A 14,720-nucleotide genomic window follows, 5' to 3' on the forward strand; every position below is an offset into this window, starting at 1 on the left:
GAATGCGCCGATCACTGCCCCGCCTCCTGCAACTTGCGCAGGATCAGTTCCATGTCCTCAGCCCGGATTTCGCCGATGTGCTGGTAACGGATCACACCCTTGCCATCGATCACGAAAGTCTCAGGCACGCCCGACGATCCGATGCCAAGCTGCACTTCGGAAACGTCGTCCTTGCCGATGCGCGTAAAGGGATTGCCGTTCGTGGCGAGAAACCGCGCAACGTCGTCACTGCGATCACGAATGGCGACGCCATCGATCTCGACCCCCTGCTTTGCCAGCGCATCCAATTGCGGCGCTTCGACAGCACAGGGTACGCACCAGCTTGCGAACACGTTGAGCAGCTTGGGCTTGCCCGTCTGGAAATCCGCCGTCGAAAGGCCCGGCCTGCCCTCGGTGGCGGGGGCAAGCGTGAATTGCGGCAGGGGCTTTCCGATAAATGCGCTCGCCACTTCCCGATCCGCCGGGCGCACCAGCCCCCAGATCACCAGCACGAAAAACGCGCCAAACAGCGCCAGCGGCAGCCAGATCGCCAGAGACGAGCGCTTCGGCTTCGGCTCGGTCATTTCACCTGCTCCAGCCGCGCCTTGCGCCAGGCGATCTTGCCCTCGGCGCGCAGCCGCCGCACATCATGCGCGACCCGGCCGACCAGCGACAGCAAGCCGCCGAACGCGACCAGCAATCCCCCCAGCCACAGCAGCGGCACGAACGGCTTCCACCAGAATCGCATCTGCCAGCGCCCGTCCTCACCCTCATCGCCCAGCACGGCATAAAGCTGGCCATTCCAGCGCGTGTGTAGTGCGGATTCAGTGCGCTCACCCGGCGGGGACGAGAACGTGCGCGCCTGCGGATGCAGTGTGACCGGGGTGCCGTCCTTGTACGATGCCGTCACGGTGGCATCCAATGCAGTCCAGTTCGGCCCGGCCACCGGCGCGATATTCAACAGCTTGACCGTGATCGGGCCGACCTGCTGCGTATCGCCGATATTCATCGCGGCCAGCCGCTCGGTCGAAAACGCGCTTTCGCTTGCCGCACCCAGCAGCGCAACACCAATCCCGAAATGGGCCACGACCATGCCATAGACCGAAAGCGGAGTGCGGCGCAGGTTGCGCCCGCGCAAGGGCAGCAGGCTCGCCAGGGCAAGCCCGGCACCCACGGCAATACCCAGCAACGGCAATATGCGGATGCCCGGCGCAAGCACGACCACGGCCAGCAGGACCACCGCGGTCAGCAGCGCGGGCACGGCCACGGTCGCGGTGATCCGCCCCGGCTTGTCCTTGCGCCAGCGCAGCAGCGGCCCAACACCCATCACCAGCATCATCGGGATGACGAAAATCGCAGATACCGGATTGAAGTATGGCGGCCCGACGGAAACCTTGGCGCCGAACGCCTCGGTCATCAGCGGATAAAGCGTACCCAGCAGCACGATTGCCAGCGTACCGCACAGCATCACATTGTTGAACACAAGGCTCGCCTCGCGGCTGAACAGGCTGAAGCGCTCACCCTCGGTCACGGTCGAGGCACGAATGCCGAACAGCGCCAGCGCGCCGCCGATATAGATCGCCAGCAACGCAAGGATGAACGATCCGCGCTCTGGATCGACCGCGAAGGCATGGACCGAGGTGAGAATGCCCGATCGCACCAGGAACGTGCCGATCATCGACATCGAGAAGGCGATCACGCCCAGCATCACCGTCCACGCGCGCAAGGCATTGCGGCTGGCGAGAACCGAAGCGGAATGGAGCAGCGCGGTTGCCGCAAGCCACGGCATCAGCGAGGCGTTCTCGACCGGGTCCCAGAACCACCAGCCGCCCCAGCCCAGCGTGTAGTACGCCCAATAAGAACCGGCGGTGATGCCGATCGTCAGGAAAATCCACGCGCCCAGCACCCATGGGCGCATGGCGCGGGCAAAGGCCGGCCCGACATCGCGCGTGACCAGCGCGCCAATGGCAAAGCTGAACGCCACCGACAGGCCGACATAGCCGACATACAGCGTCGGTGGATGGAACGCGAGGCCGATGTCCTGAAGCAGCGGATTGAGACCCGCCCCTTCAGGCGCAGGTTCGGACAGGCGCTCGAACGGATTGGAGGACAGTAACAGAAACGCATAGAATCCAAGACTGACAAAGGCTTGGCCCGCCAGCGTTGCGATCAGCGTATCTTCGCGCAGGCGCTTTTCCACCAGCGCCACGATCCCGCCTGAAACGGCCATGATCGTGATCCACAGCAGCATCGAGCCTTCATGGTTGCCCCATGTGCCCGCCAGCTTGAAGATCACCGGCTTCATCGAGTGGCTGTTTTCAGCGACCAGTTTCACGGTCAGGTCGGTTTCAAGGAACAGGTCGATCAGCGCCAGGAACGAGACGGCGACCAGCACGCCCTGCATCACAGCGAGCGGGCGGACCATCCCGCCCATTGCGGCCCCGCCGGGGCGCAGCGCACTGATCCCGGCAACAAGCTGCAGTACGGCCAGCGCCGCGGCCATCCACAATACGGCCAGCCCGATTTCAGCGATCATTCCGGTCACCCGTCATTTGGTTTGGGCCACCACGGCTTTGGCTTGCGCGTCGGTCATGTTGCCCATCTGGCGCGGCACATAATTCTCGTCATGCTTGGCCAGCAGGTTGTCGGCGACGAACGTCTGTCCTTCCATGCGCCCTTCGGCGACGACACCCGATCCTTCGACGAACAGGTCCGGCGTGATCCCGGTGAACCGCACCGGCACCCGCGCCTTGCCATCGCCCACCACGAAATCGATGGTCACGCCATCGGCCCGCGTCTTGAGCGAGCCATTTTCGACCATGCCGCCCAGACGGATGGCGCGGCCCTGTTCCGGCGGGTCCTTCACAAGATCGTTGGGCACGTAGAAATAGCTCGCCTGATTGGACAGGGCATAGGCTGCCAGCAGCCCCGCGCCGACCAGCGCCACCAGCGCGATGACCAGCAGCACCAGTCGCTGGTGCTTGGGCTTGATGCCTCCGGGCTTGCTATCGCTCACTGGCTCCTGCCTCCGTTGCCGCGGATATTGTCACGCCGCCGTTCGGCACGGATCATCGCTGCCAGCGACAGGCCGACCAGCAGCAGCGTACCGATCACACCGACCGCCAGCGCCGCCAGCACAAAATCCCACTGCTCAAGACCTTCGCGCATCTGAACCTTATGCCACCATCTTTAAGCGAGCGCCTTGCGGCGCAAGCGCGCCTCGGCCTGAATCTCGGCCAGCAAGGTCCGCATCCGCGCCAGAACCACCCCGCCGAAAATCAGGCTGAAACCCAAAGCCGCAATCAGCAGCGGCCACAGGAAAGTACCATCGATCGCCGATTTGCCCATGGTGATCGATGGCGGCTGGTGCAGGCTGTTCCACCACACCACCGAACGGTTGATGATCGGAATGTTGATCGCGCCGACAAGGCCGAAGATCGCGGTGATGCGATTGCCGCCACCGCCAGAGGCCATGTCGCGCTGCGCCGCGCCCGAAAGCGCGATATAGCCCAGATAGAGGAACAGCAGGATCAGGAAGCTGGTCAGCCGCCCGTCCCACACCCACCACGTACCCCAAGTGGGCCGCGCCCAGATTGACCCGGTGGCAAGGCAGATTGCGGTAAAGGTAGCACCTGGAACCGCAGCCGCCCGCGCGGCGATGGCCGCCAGCGGATGCCGCCAGACCAGTTCGACAAGGCTGGCCACCGCTATCGTCGACCAACCGGCCATTCCCAGCCATGCGGCGGGAACATGAATGTAAAGGATGCGGACAGTCTCGCCCATCAGGCGGTCCGGCGGAACCACGATCATGCCGTAAAGCACTGCACCCGTCGCCAGCAACAGGCCCGAAACCAGCAGAAGTGGCATCAGCCAGCGCGCAAGACGCAGGAAACGTGCGGGATTGGCGAAAGCATGCATCGGCGCGGGGCAATCGAATCCTTCTCCCGGCGACCCCCGCCGCCGGTTCCGAGCGCTCTGCCACCTGCCGCCTGAAGGAGCAAGGGCAATGCTCTGCGCCCCCCCGAAAAGGCACGGCCGAAAGCCTATACGTCGAAGGGAGAATGGGGCGACCGAGGGGGTTCGAACCCCCGACCTCCGGTACCACAAACCGGCGCTCTAACCAGCTGAGCTACGGTCGCCACACATCCGGCGCGACATCAACGCCGCGCGGGCTGGCCCATTTGCAGAAAGGCGCGCGAAAGGGAAGCGGAATCTTGCGCGCGTCCACAAATTGCAGGCGAACCCAACGCATCGTCAGCGACTGAAACGGTCACCCCAGCTGCGGAATGCCACCCGCGGCGGATTGTCACCCACATCGATCAGTGCCTGTTCCTCGACCACCGCCGAATCGACGGTGACCCTCTGGGTAAGCAGGAACCAGCGGCTGCGCACCTGCAACTGCCCCTGAGGCAGCACCCCATCGCCCCCCCCGCCAACGCCGCGCAAGGCATCTTCGGCATTCGCCCAGCCAAGGGCCGGACGCGCCGCCAGAATGGATCGCGCCCGCTCAACAGGGATTGCGGACGGGGCCAGCATCGACAGCAGCAGGGCTTGATCGGGGCGCAGCGTGTTGACGTTGATCGGCGAAAGCTGGGCGGCGGGCAGCGCGCAGAGCCAAGGCCGCAGACGCTCGTAGAACTGTGGCGTCATGCCCCGCACAGCCCTGATTTCGCTGACATCTCCGATCAGGCGCCCCGCCGTGCGATAAGGCACCGCGCTCCCCTGGTAGGTCTCGTCCTCGGCCCCGTTGGGCGCGGGCACGCCGTCGCTGTCGATCCAGTCTGCAATCGCATCGCTGGCAATCGCGCTCTCGGCAGGCGGCATGGCAAGGCCCGCCATCAAAGCGCGCAACTGGGTGAGGCCGACGACACGCAGCTTCAATACGCCCTGGGCATCGGCCTCGACCAGAGAATTGAGATTGAAACAATTTCCGGCGTCATCGACCCGTGCCAGAATCGTCCCGCGCGCCAGCGGCAAAGGAAATTCGCGCCCCAGCAAGCCGCCCCGATCCACGGTGCGTTCCTGCGAGACATCGACCATCGCCTTTATCCGCGCCATCGCCAGCGTTTCGGCGCTGGTGGCGTAAAGCCGCGCCTGTGTCATCGCCTGCCCGTTTCCTGCCAGCCGCGTGGCCAGATTGAGCCGGTCAAGCATGATCGTGGCAATCACCGCCATCACCGCAACCAGCAGCAGCACCGAGAGCAGCGCAGCGCCGCGTTCATCAGGATTATCAATGCGCTTCACTGGTAATTGACACCGACCAGCGAGACGATCCGCAAAGGCGGGCGTCCCGCCTGGGGCAGCAGCAATTCGACCGCCACCGGCAACTCAGTTGTCAGTTGTGGCTCCCAACGATCGCGCCAATTGCCATCCTTGTTGCGGAATCGGACGGTGGGCGCGCCCGTCAAAGGCAGCATTTCGGCGCCGCCTTCAGGCGCGGCTCCATCGGGAAAAGGATAGCCTGCACGAACCAGTGCCGCAGGCGTCAGCCGATATTCCACTTTCTGAAGGCTGGGCCGCGCCGCGCCATCGACATTGTCCCACCCGCTGCGGGTCAGCCGGATCAGTACGCCATCGACATTGGCTTCGAACGCCGGATGCACCTGCCCGCCTTGATCGCGCGCCGGGCGCGGCACGGCTTGCGCAAGGTCGGCGGTCCATACCGAAAGGAACCGCCGCTGCGCCGCTATGCTATCCGTCTTGTTGCGGCTGGCGAGTTCTGCATCGACCGAAAAGCGCAGCAAACCGAGCGCGCCAACCGCGATCACCGCAAACAGGGCGAGCGCGATCAGCATCTCGACCAGTGTGAAACCGTTGCGGGCCGGCGTGTCGCTCATGCGGCGGGCAACCGGGTGAAATCGAGCGTAAAGGCCTGGCTGGCCGCTCCCGTTGTCGTCTCCTGTACGCTGAGGGTGATGCCGAGTACGCCATAATCTGCCAAGGGTGCGACCGTGCGTGTCCACTGGAACCGTCGTCCCGCGTTCTCAATGGTTCCACTGGCCGATCCGACCGGCGGCGGCGCGGGATCGGTGAGGATTTCAGCGGCCATGTTCTGCGCTACAATCTCTCTAAGCAGGCGTTGATCGAGATCGGCGGTGCGGGAAATACTCGCGCCTTCCATCTGCAACAGGGCGAGCGCGGCAATGGCAAAGACCGCCAGCGCAACGAGCAGTTCGAGCAGCGTGAAACCGTTCGGGCGGGCCGGATCATCCCGCATCGAGCGTGACCTTGCCATCTCGGCGGATATGCACGACCAGCACCTGATCGCCTCGCCCAAGCCGCACCGCTACCTCGCTGCTGGCAAGGCCAAGCGAATCGAAAACGACGCGCTGGCGCCCGGCGGTGACCGTAGTGGAATCATCCCACGGCGTCAGATCGAAGCCACGCCCCGGCAATGCCTTCCACTGGCCTTCGCTGCGCCGCTCGAAGTAATAGCCCTGATCGCTCACCACCAGCGATACCGGCCGCGCGCCGACAATGGCTTCATCGCGGGCAGCAAGCGTACGCGCGGAAAAACGCTCGGCTTCGCCGCGCAACTTGCGCTCGTCGCCCGGCAGGGTCAGCACGGCGACGCCAGCGAGCAGGCCCATGACCATCAGCACCACCAGCATCTCGACCAGCGAGAAGCCGTTGCGATGTTTGGCGCGGTGGGCAGTGGTGAGTGGCACGAAATCTCGCATGCGGCAGGAACGTGACGGTTTTACGACCAAGATGCCAGCGGGTTCAAGTTGCAGACCGCAAGGCGCTCGCTGTAAAGACAGAAGCGATGAGCGAAGCTGCCACCCGATCCTGCGCCGAACGCCTGCACACAGTGCCCGGAATAATGAAAGTGCCGAGCCAGCGCATCGAAATGTTTGTTTTGCGGGACTTCCTTTCCGCCGCCGAGAGCGCCGCACTGGTGGCCCGGATCGAGCAGGATCGGCGCCCATCGACCATCGCCGATTCGAACGGCGATCACTACTTCCGCACCAGCGAGACCTGCGATCTCCCGATGCAGGAGCCGGACGTGGTCGCGCTGGATGAAAAACTCTCCGCGTTATCGGGAATCGATCGGTCATTCGGCGAGCCGATTCAGGGTCAGCGTTATGCGCCGGGGCAGGAGTTCAAGGCGCACACCGACTATTTCGATCCGCAAGGCACCGATTTTGCGCAGTTTTGCAGCGTGGCGGGGCAGCGGACCTGGACCTTCATGATCTATCTCAACGATGTCGAGGCGGGCGGGGCCACACGGTTCAAGGTCATCGACAAGTTGATTCAGCCTGAGCGCGGAAAACTGGTCTGCTGGAACAATCGGCGCCCCGATGGCAGCGTCAACCCGGCGACACTTCACCACGCCATGAAAGTGCGCAAGGGCCTGAAATACGTCGTCACCAAATGGTATCGCGAGAAAATCTGGGCCTGATCAGGCTCCGTCATCACTGTCCCGCGCCGTTCGGATCATCGGCAGACAGCGGAACAATGCGGCGACATCGGTCGCGCCGAGCAATTCCGTAAAACGCGCCTCGTGCCGATCAACGCGGACTTGTGCGTCACCGGCCACCTTGCGGCCCTGTTCGGTCAGCGTCAATGCGTGGCTGCGACCGTCAAGGCGGCGGCGTTCGACCAGGCCGCACTCCATCAGGCGGGAGATGATCGGCACCATGTTGGCGCGCTTGATCGCCAGCGCCTGCCCCACTTCGGTCTGCGAACAATCCGGGTTTTCGCCGATGACCAGCAGGGTGGTGACTTCGGCCGGACGCAGTTCAAGATCGGCCAGTTCGCGCGCTAGATCGGCCATCATCACCGCCGAAGCACGGCGCAACTGATAGCCAAGGCGGCTTTCGAGGGCATTCGTCAGGGTCATGTCATGATCTTTAGGACAGCTATCGCCGATAGCAATGCCCCCGCCGCACCGATCTGCACAAGTACGCGGGGCAAAGGTAAGGCGCTTACGTCGTTTACGAACATCGCTTCGTCATTGCGAGGAGGCGGAGCCGACGAAGCAACCCTGAGTCGGTGCCCACCGCTCTGGATTGCTTCTCCCCGCTTCGCGTGGCTCGCAATGACAAAGCCAATGCATGTGTTTGCAAAGGGCACAATCGCCAAAAGAAAAGGGCGACCGAAGCCGCCCTTCCCTGTCCTGAACTTTCCGCCAGCGCTCAGCGCTTGAGCGAAAGGCCGCCGAAGCGCTTGTTGAACTGGGCAACGCGGCCACCCTGATCGAGCTGGCGCGTACCGCCGGTCCATGCCGGGTGCGAAGTCGGGTCGATTTCGAGCGCGAGCGTATCGCCTTCCTTGCCCCAAGTAGAGCGGGTCTCGAAAACGGTGCCGTCGGTCATCTGCACCTTGATCATGTGGTAGTCGGGGTGAATGCCAGTCTTCATGGGTCTAACTCCGGTACGCAGCCGGTTCCGACCGGCCACAAGAATCTGTAAGGGCGCGCGCCTAACCGAATGCGGCGCTATTGTCCAGCGTCTGCGATACCGATCAGGCGTCAGCAATCATCGCGGTGAAGCTGACTTCGCAGGTCACCTTGTCGCCGATCATGGCCTTGCCGGCAAACTTGCACACGCGCGAACGCTTCTGCGTGAATTCGACATGCAGATCGAGCAGGACGCCCGGTTCCACGGGATTGCGGAACTTGGCCTCTTCTATCGCCATGAAATAGACCAGCTTGCCAGAGCCTGCGAGGCCAAGCGATTCCACCGCGAGGACACCGGCGGCCTGCGCCAGCGCCTCGATCTGGAGAACGCCGGGCATGATCGGACGACCGGGGAAATGGCCCTGGAAGAACTGTTCGTTCATCGACACGGCTTTCACCGCGTGGATGCGCTCATTCAGCGTCAGCGATGCCACGCGATCGACCAGCAGCAGGGGATAGCGATGCGGCAGCGCCGCCATCACCTTGCGCACATCATAATCGAGGATCACGCCATCAGGCACGGCTGTCTCGTCGGTCATTTCCCCGCCTCTCCAGATTTGCCTTAGCGGCCTTCCGGCGCTTTCTTGGCGGCGGGTGCTGCGGCTGCGGCACCCTGCTGCTGGGCAGCAGCAGCCTGCGCCTGCTGTTCACGCTGCGCGCGTGGGAGCCAGCCTGCGGGCGGAACGAGTTGTGCGGACGGGATCATCTTGTTCAGCTCAGCCAGAATGTCCTGGTTGAGATTGTAGGCCTGGCCCGCCTTGATCACCGCCTGTGAATCAAGAACGACGGTAATCTTCTTCTTGTCCATCGCGGCCTGGGTGGCGGCGTCGAGCTTGTCCCCGATCTGTTCGAGCACATATTGCTGCGAAAGATTCAGCGGTTCGAGGATTTTCTGGATCTCGGCTTCCCCAGCCTGCTGGATCTGCTGGATCTGTTCATACTGCTGTTGCAGCGAAGCGCGGTTGGGAGACGCAACCTTCGAATCGGCTTCAAGCTTGGTGATCAGCGGGCGCAGCTGCGCTTCGATCTGGGTCTTGCGCGCATTCGCCTGATCTATCTGCGGCTTGTAGGTGACCGGGCGCTGCTGCTGCGAAACCTTGTAGGCTTCCGAAGCGGCAACGACGGCCGGAGGATTGGCAATGGCAATGCCGGAAACGACCGACTGCGCGGTGGCGGCAGTCGGCGCAATGGCAGCAACAGCGATGCTCGCGAGAAGCGCGGCAGCAAAACGAGTCTTCATCAGAACTGTGTTCCCACGTTGAAGGTGAAAGTCTTGGGGTCGTCGCCATTGGCCTTTTTCAGGACCTTGGCAAAGTCTAGGCGGAATGGGCCGAACGGCGAGTTCCAGTTGACGCCGATGCCGACGGAAACACGCGGCGAAGGCGTATCGCCGACGTATTCCTCGATATAGCGCGTGGCCTGATTGGCAACGCCGGTCGAGGATGTCGGGCTGTCGGTAATCCTGCCGGTAACAGCGTCGGTATAATAGACGACGTTGTTCGGGTTGTTGGGCAAGGGATTGGCCACGCCGAACACGGCGCCTGCATCCACATAGATCGAAGGACGCAGACCGAGTTCGCGCGCGCCCGAACCCAGCGGAATTTCCAGCTCGGCGCGGGTCAGGTAATAATACTTGCCGCCGATGGCATCATCGACCCACTGATTGCGATCGGTCGAAGGCGTATCGAGAATGCCGTCCCCGTTGGAGTCGGTGACGAGGAACTTGCGCAGCACACGCGGGCCGACGCCGCGAATGTCGAAGCCGCGGATTTGCGGTTCGCCCAGGAAAAAGCGGTCGGTCAGGCGGATATCGTCAATCGCCGGATCGTCCGAACGGCTGCCGAGCGCCTTGATGATGCCGCCTTCACCGCGCACCGAGAAGATGAACCCGCCGCCAACCGCCCAGTATTTCGCAGCGTTCGCAGTAAGGCGCGCGTACTTCACCGATCCGCCAAGTCCGGCAAAATCGGCGCTGACGGACACCTGGTTGCCACGCGTCGGACGCAGGCGGTTGTCGAGCGTGTCATAGACAATCGACGCGCCAAGAATTGAACTGGTGCGCTTTCCGATGGCGTCGCAAAGATAGCGCCCTGCCAGCAGCACACTGCATTCGTCATTCACATAGAACGTGTCCCGGTCGAGCGTGACGTCATCGAGATTGAACGTGTAGCGACCGATAAGCGACATGAATTCGGACAGCGGAACGCCTGCGCGCACCTGGAAGCCGGTCGTCGCCTGCTTGTACGTGGTGTTGCGATCCGAATTGAACTGATTGAAGCTGTTGTAATCGCGGCGATAGATGTCGATCCCGGTCGAGATGTTCTTGTCGAACAGGTAAGGTTCGGTGAAGCTGACCTGGACCGAGCGCGAGAAACGCGAATAATCGACCGACAGGCCTACCGTCTGGCCGCGACCGCGGAAATTGTTCTGGCGGATCGATCCCTGGAAGATGAAGCTTTCAAGGCTGGAGAATCCGGCGGAAAGCTGGAGTTCGCCAGTCGGCTTTTCCTCGACATTGGCTTCGAGAATGATGCGGTCGGGTGCGCTACCCGGCTTCTGCTCGATCTCGAACTTTTCCTGGAAATAACCGAGCGATTTTATGCGGTTGGTCGAACGCTTGATCTGGAAGGTGTTGAAGGCATCGCCTTCCGCCAGACGGAACTCGCGCCGCACCACCTTGTCCTGCGTCAGCGTATTGCCATTGACATCGACCCGCTCGACATAGACGCGCGGCGCTTCGGCGATGCGGAAGGTGACCGACATCGTCAGGTCTTCCTTGTTGCGCGCAAAATCAGGGCGGACGTCGGCAAAGGCATAGCCAAAGGCGCCTGCGGTTTCGGTCAGGCCATCGACCTGATCCTCGACCATCTTGGCATTGTACCAGTCGCCCTGCTTGATCGGCAGGCGGGCGGCCAGCTTGTCGCCATCGAAATCGCGCAACTGGCTGTCGATCTTCACATCGCCAAACTTGTAGCGATCGCCTTCTTCCACCACGTAAGTGATGATGAAATCGCGCTTGTCCGGGGTCAATTCCGCCACGGCCGAGACTACACGGAAATCGGCGTAGCCTTCGGTCAGGTAGAACTGGCGCAGCTTCTGCTGGTCGAACGCAAGACGGTCGGGATCGTAGCTGGTGCCGGAAGAGAACAGGCGGAAGAAGCGCGCCTGCTTGGTCACCATCTCGCCGCGCAGTTTGCCATCGCCGAACTTTTCGTTGCCGATGATGTTGATCTGGCGAACCTTGGACTTCGGCCCCTCGCTGATCTCGAAAACGATATCGACGCGGTTCTGGTCAAGCAGGACCATCTTCGGCTCAACCGTGGCGGCGAACCGTCCCTGCCGCTTGTACAGTTCGATGATGCGGGCAACGTCGGCGCGCACCTTCGAACGGGTGAAGATCTGGCGCGCGGCCAGCTTGATCTCAGGCAGGATCTTGTCTTCCTTGAGGCGCTTGTTGCCTTCAAGGATGATGCGGTTGATGACCGGGTTTTCCTTCACCTGGATCACCACATCGCCGCTGTTGTTGCGCAGCGATACGTCCGCGAACAGTTCAGTGGCGTAAAGGTCCTTCAGGGCCTGATCGCCCAAGGCCTGGGTATAGGTCTGGCCGGGGCGCAGGCGGATGTAGGACAGGATCGTATCGGGTTCGAGGCGTTGCGAGCCTTCGATCGATACCGTACGGATCGTGTCGCCGACAGGAACGGGTGCGGAAGCCGGTACATCAGGCGTTGCAGCCTGCGCAAAGACAGCTTGCGGCGCCGCCACAATTGCGCTCGTGGCCAGCAGGGCCACGCAGAGCGGAGATGCCTTGGCGCTCCGAAATCCTGCGATACCCGCGTTACGTCCAATCATCACCAAGCGCCATCCCGTATGTTGTGGCGGCTGGACGCCCGCGAGGAGTGCCCGGCCGCGGCAAGCAATGCAGCCCTGTGCCCGATGCCACAAGGCCAATCAAGCAAACATTCGCCCCCACTTCTGTGGAAAATCCGGCATTCCCGATCTGGCCCGACCCCCGGACCTTCAGGAACGCGTGACCGCCGCACCGGTCAGTCTGAGACGGCTACCCTCCGAACAGCTTGAGCGACGCCACGTCGTTGATCGTGACGAACAGCATCAGCGCCATGACGAACGCAAGGCCGGTGCGGAAAGCCCACTCCTGCCCGCGCTGGCCAACCGGCTTTCTGCGAATGGCTTCCGCCGCGTAGAAAGCGAGGTGGCCCCCGTCGAGGACCGGGATTGGCAGGAGGTTAATGAACCCCAAGTTAATCGAGATGAGCGCAACGAAGCCGACGAACGCCTGCCAGCCCGAAACCAGCTGTTCGCCCGAATACTTGGCGATCTTGATCGGTCCGCCAAGCTCCTTGACCTCGCGCTTGCCGCTGATGATCTGGCCGATGCCGGTCACCATCATGCCGATGATGTCGCCGGTCTGTTTCACGCCTTCGACCACAGCGGTTACAGGGCCGACGCGCACGACTTCGAACGATTTCGGGCCAATGCCGAGGAAACCGATCTTCTGGGTATTGCCGAAGCGGTCACTCTCGACCTTGACCGCAGCGGTGGCGGCGATTTCGATCTGCCGGCCTTCGCGCAGGATCACCATTTCCAGCGGATCGCCGGGGAACTGGCCCACTTCCATCCGCACATCGAGAAACGAATCCATCGCCTTGCCGCGGATGGAAACCACGCGGTCATCGGCGCGCAGGCCAGAGCGTTCGGCAGCAGACCCGGCTTGCACTTCCCCGATCACCGGCGGAATTTCCACCTTGCCATAAGCCAGCGTGAAGCCTGCCAGGATCAGCACGGCGAACAACAGGTTGGTGACCGGCCCGGCCAGCACGATCAGCGAACGCTGCCACAGCGGTTTTGACGGGAATGTGCGATTGCGCTCTTCCGCCGGAAGCGCCAGCCATTCGGCGCTGGGCTGGCTGGCGGGATTCATGTCGCCCGCAAACTGCACATAACCGCCAAGCGGAAGCGCGGCGATCTTCCAGCGGGTGTCGCGCTTGTCGGTCCAACCCACCAGTTCCTTGCCGAAGCCGATCGAGAAGACATCGGCCTTCACCCCGAACCACCGCCCGACAAGGTAATGCCCCAGTTCATGGATGAACACGAGCGGTCCCAGCACCAGCATGAAAGCCAGCAACGTGGTGAGGATTCCGGGGCTTTCCAGCATCGGCATTAGCGCACAGGCTCCATCAGTTCGCGCGCCCTCGCCCGCGCCTCTGCATCAATGGCGATGACATCTGCAAGGCAGTTGGGCGCAGGCGCAAGGCCATGCGAAAGCACATCCTCCACCGATTGCACGATGCGCGTGAACGCAATCTGACTTTGGAGAAACGCAGCCACCGCGATTTCGTTGGCGGCGTTGAGGACGGCAGGCGCTGCTCCACCTTCGATCACGGCGGCGCGCGCAAGCCGCGTCGCGGGGAATCGCGTTTCGTCAGGCGCGCGAAACGTCAGTTGACCGATTGCGGCAAGATCGAGCGGTTTGCACGGCGTGTCCATGCGCGCGGGATACGCCAGTGCCGAGGCGATGGGCACCCGCATGTCTGACGGGCCGAGCTGCGCCAGCGTCGAACCATCGCGATATTCGACCATCGAATGCACGATGGATTGCGGGTGGACGATGATCCGCAGGCGCTCGACACCCACCGGGAACAGATGGAACGCCTCGATGAATTCGAGACCCTTGTTCATCATCGTGGCCGAATCGACGCTGATCTTCGCGCCCATCGACCAGTTGGGATGCCTGACCGCCTCTGCCGGCGTGGCCTTGTGCAATTGCTCCAGCGACCAGTCGCGGAAAGGGCCACCGCTCGCCGTCAGCGTGATCGCGCGAACATGCGCGATGTCATTGCCCTGCAAGCACTGGAAAATCGCGTTATGTTCGGAATCGACCGGCAGCAGCGTTGCGCCGTGGCGGGCAACGGCAGCGGTCATCACGTCGCCTGCGGAAACCAGCGCTTCCTTGTTGGCCAGTGCGATCACGCCGCCCTGCTCGATGGCGGCCATGGTCGGGGCAAGCCCTGCGCAACCGACGATGGCGGCAACGGTGATGTCGGCACCGCGTGCAGCGGCTTCGATCAGCGCGGCGGGTCCGGCGGCGGCCTCGATGGTGGTTCCGGCGAGGCCTTCGCGCAACGCGGGCAGCGCGGCATCATCGGAAACCACCGCGATTTCCGCCTGGAATTCGCGCGCCAGCCGCGCGAGTTCAATCGCATTGCCGTTCGCCGTGAGCGCAATGACGCGCCACTTGTCTCGTTCGCGCCGGATCAGGTCGAGCGTGGAGGCGCCAATCGATCCGGTAGCGCCAAGGACGGTGATCGAGCGGGTCATC

17 protein-coding genes and 1 tRNA gene are annotated in these 14,720 nt (G+C 62.8%); 1 reads left to right on the forward strand and 17 read right to left on the reverse strand.

The features are described from left to right. Positions 1-11: 11 nt before the first annotated feature. The 10 genes from LUA85_RS11465 to LUA85_RS11510 form a co-directional block, all read right to left on the reverse strand. The gene (locus LUA85_RS11465) at positions 12-563 is read right to left on the reverse strand and encodes a DsbE family thiol:disulfide interchange protein (protein WP_231469833.1); all 552 of its coding nucleotides are present in this window, start codon (positions 561-563) and stop codon (positions 12-14) included. Then, a complete protein-coding gene (locus LUA85_RS11470; protein WP_231469835.1) occupies positions 560-2,515 on the reverse strand; it encodes a heme lyase CcmF/NrfE family subunit in 1,956 nt (651 codons plus the stop codon). Before LUA85_RS11470 ends, LUA85_RS11465 begins: the two co-directional genes overlap by 4 nt. 12 nt (positions 2,516-2,527) lie before the next feature. Continuing rightward, positions 2,528-2,995: a cytochrome c maturation protein CcmE gene (ccmE, locus tag LUA85_RS11475; RefSeq protein WP_231469837.1), complete on the reverse strand. Its 468-nt coding sequence runs from the start codon at positions 2,993-2,995 to the stop codon at positions 2,528-2,530. Further along, the gene (locus LUA85_RS11480; protein WP_231469838.1) at positions 2,992-3,147 is read right to left on the reverse strand and encodes a hypothetical protein; all 156 of its coding nucleotides are present in this window, start codon (positions 3,145-3,147) and stop codon (positions 2,992-2,994) included. The genes ccmE and LUA85_RS11480 overlap by 4 nt, the downstream gene beginning before the upstream one ends. A gap of 21 nt (positions 3,148-3,168) precedes the next feature. Continuing rightward, positions 3,169-3,897, reverse strand: a complete 729-nt coding sequence (gene ccmC / locus LUA85_RS11485) for a heme ABC transporter permease CcmC (protein WP_231469840.1) — start codon at positions 3,895-3,897, stop codon at positions 3,169-3,171. Positions 3,898-4,041: 144 nt separating this feature from the next. After that, positions 4,042-4,118, reverse strand: a tRNA-His gene (locus LUA85_RS11490). A 115-nt stretch (positions 4,119-4,233) separates the two neighbouring features. Next, complete coding sequence (gene gspK, locus LUA85_RS11495; RefSeq protein ID WP_231469842.1) at positions 4,234-5,223, reverse strand: type II secretion system minor pseudopilin GspK; 990 nt, start codon at positions 5,221-5,223, stop codon at positions 4,234-4,236. Next, positions 5,220-5,816: a type II secretion system minor pseudopilin GspJ gene (gene gspJ / locus LUA85_RS11500; protein ID WP_231469844.1), complete on the reverse strand. Its 597-nt coding sequence runs from the start codon at positions 5,814-5,816 to the stop codon at positions 5,220-5,222. Before gspJ ends, gspK begins: the two co-directional genes overlap by 4 nt. After that, positions 5,813-6,196: a type II secretion system minor pseudopilin GspI gene (gspI, locus tag LUA85_RS11505; protein ID WP_231469846.1), complete on the reverse strand. Its 384-nt coding sequence runs from the start codon at positions 6,194-6,196 to the stop codon at positions 5,813-5,815. The genes gspJ and gspI overlap by 4 nt, the downstream gene beginning before the upstream one ends. Beyond that, positions 6,186-6,659, reverse strand: coding sequence for a GspH/FimT family pseudopilin (locus tag LUA85_RS11510; protein ID WP_231469848.1), 474 nt, complete (start codon positions 6,657-6,659; stop codon positions 6,186-6,188). Before LUA85_RS11510 ends, gspI begins: the two co-directional genes overlap by 11 nt. 86 nt (positions 6,660-6,745) lie before the next feature. On the opposite strand from LUA85_RS11510, the gene LUA85_RS11515 reads away from it, so the two are divergent. Next, positions 6,746-7,381: a 2OG-Fe(II) oxygenase gene (locus LUA85_RS11515; protein WP_231469850.1), complete on the forward strand. Its 636-nt coding sequence runs from the start codon at positions 6,746-6,748 to the stop codon at positions 7,379-7,381. On the opposite strand, the gene LUA85_RS11520 is transcribed toward LUA85_RS11515, so the two are convergent. The 7 genes from LUA85_RS11520 to LUA85_RS11550 all read right to left on the reverse strand — a co-directional run bounded on the left by LUA85_RS11520 (position 7,382) and on the right by LUA85_RS11550 (position 14,719). Continuing rightward, positions 7,382-7,822 carry a MarR family winged helix-turn-helix transcriptional regulator gene (locus tag LUA85_RS11520; RefSeq protein ID WP_231469851.1) on the reverse strand — a complete coding sequence of 147 codons (441 nt, stop codon included), beginning with the start codon at positions 7,820-7,822 and terminating at the stop codon, positions 7,382-7,384. 295 nt (positions 7,823-8,117) lie between these two features. Continuing rightward, the gene (gene rpmE / locus LUA85_RS11525) at positions 8,118-8,342 is read right to left on the reverse strand and encodes a 50S ribosomal protein L31 (RefSeq protein WP_039337458.1); all 225 of its coding nucleotides are present in this window, start codon (positions 8,340-8,342) and stop codon (positions 8,118-8,120) included. Positions 8,343-8,445: 103 nt separating this feature from the next. Then, the gene (fabZ, locus tag LUA85_RS11530) at positions 8,446-8,919 is read right to left on the reverse strand and encodes a 3-hydroxyacyl-ACP dehydratase FabZ (RefSeq protein WP_231469853.1); all 474 of its coding nucleotides are present in this window, start codon (positions 8,917-8,919) and stop codon (positions 8,446-8,448) included. 23 nt (positions 8,920-8,942) lie between these two features. Beyond that, positions 8,943-9,620, reverse strand: a complete 678-nt coding sequence (locus tag LUA85_RS11535) for an OmpH family outer membrane protein (RefSeq protein ID WP_231469856.1) — start codon at positions 9,618-9,620, stop codon at positions 8,943-8,945. Then, positions 9,620-12,232, reverse strand: a complete 2,613-nt coding sequence (gene bamA / locus LUA85_RS11540; protein WP_231469858.1) for an outer membrane protein assembly factor BamA — start codon at positions 12,230-12,232, stop codon at positions 9,620-9,622. Before bamA ends, LUA85_RS11535 begins: the two co-directional genes overlap by 1 nt. Before the next feature lie 208 nt (positions 12,233-12,440). Beyond that, a complete protein-coding gene (gene rseP, locus LUA85_RS11545) occupies positions 12,441-13,556 on the reverse strand; it encodes an RIP metalloprotease RseP (protein ID WP_231471851.1) in 1,116 nt (371 codons plus the stop codon). A gap of 5 nt (positions 13,557-13,561) precedes the next feature. Next, the gene (locus LUA85_RS11550; protein ID WP_231469860.1) at positions 13,562-14,719 is read right to left on the reverse strand and encodes a 1-deoxy-D-xylulose-5-phosphate reductoisomerase; all 1,158 of its coding nucleotides are present in this window, start codon (positions 14,717-14,719) and stop codon (positions 13,562-13,564) included. Position 14,720: the final 1 nt, after the last annotated feature.

The organism is Novosphingobium sp. CECT 9465, assembly GCF_920987055.1.
Classification (GTDB): domain Bacteria; phylum Pseudomonadota; class Alphaproteobacteria; order Sphingomonadales; family Sphingomonadaceae; genus Novosphingobium.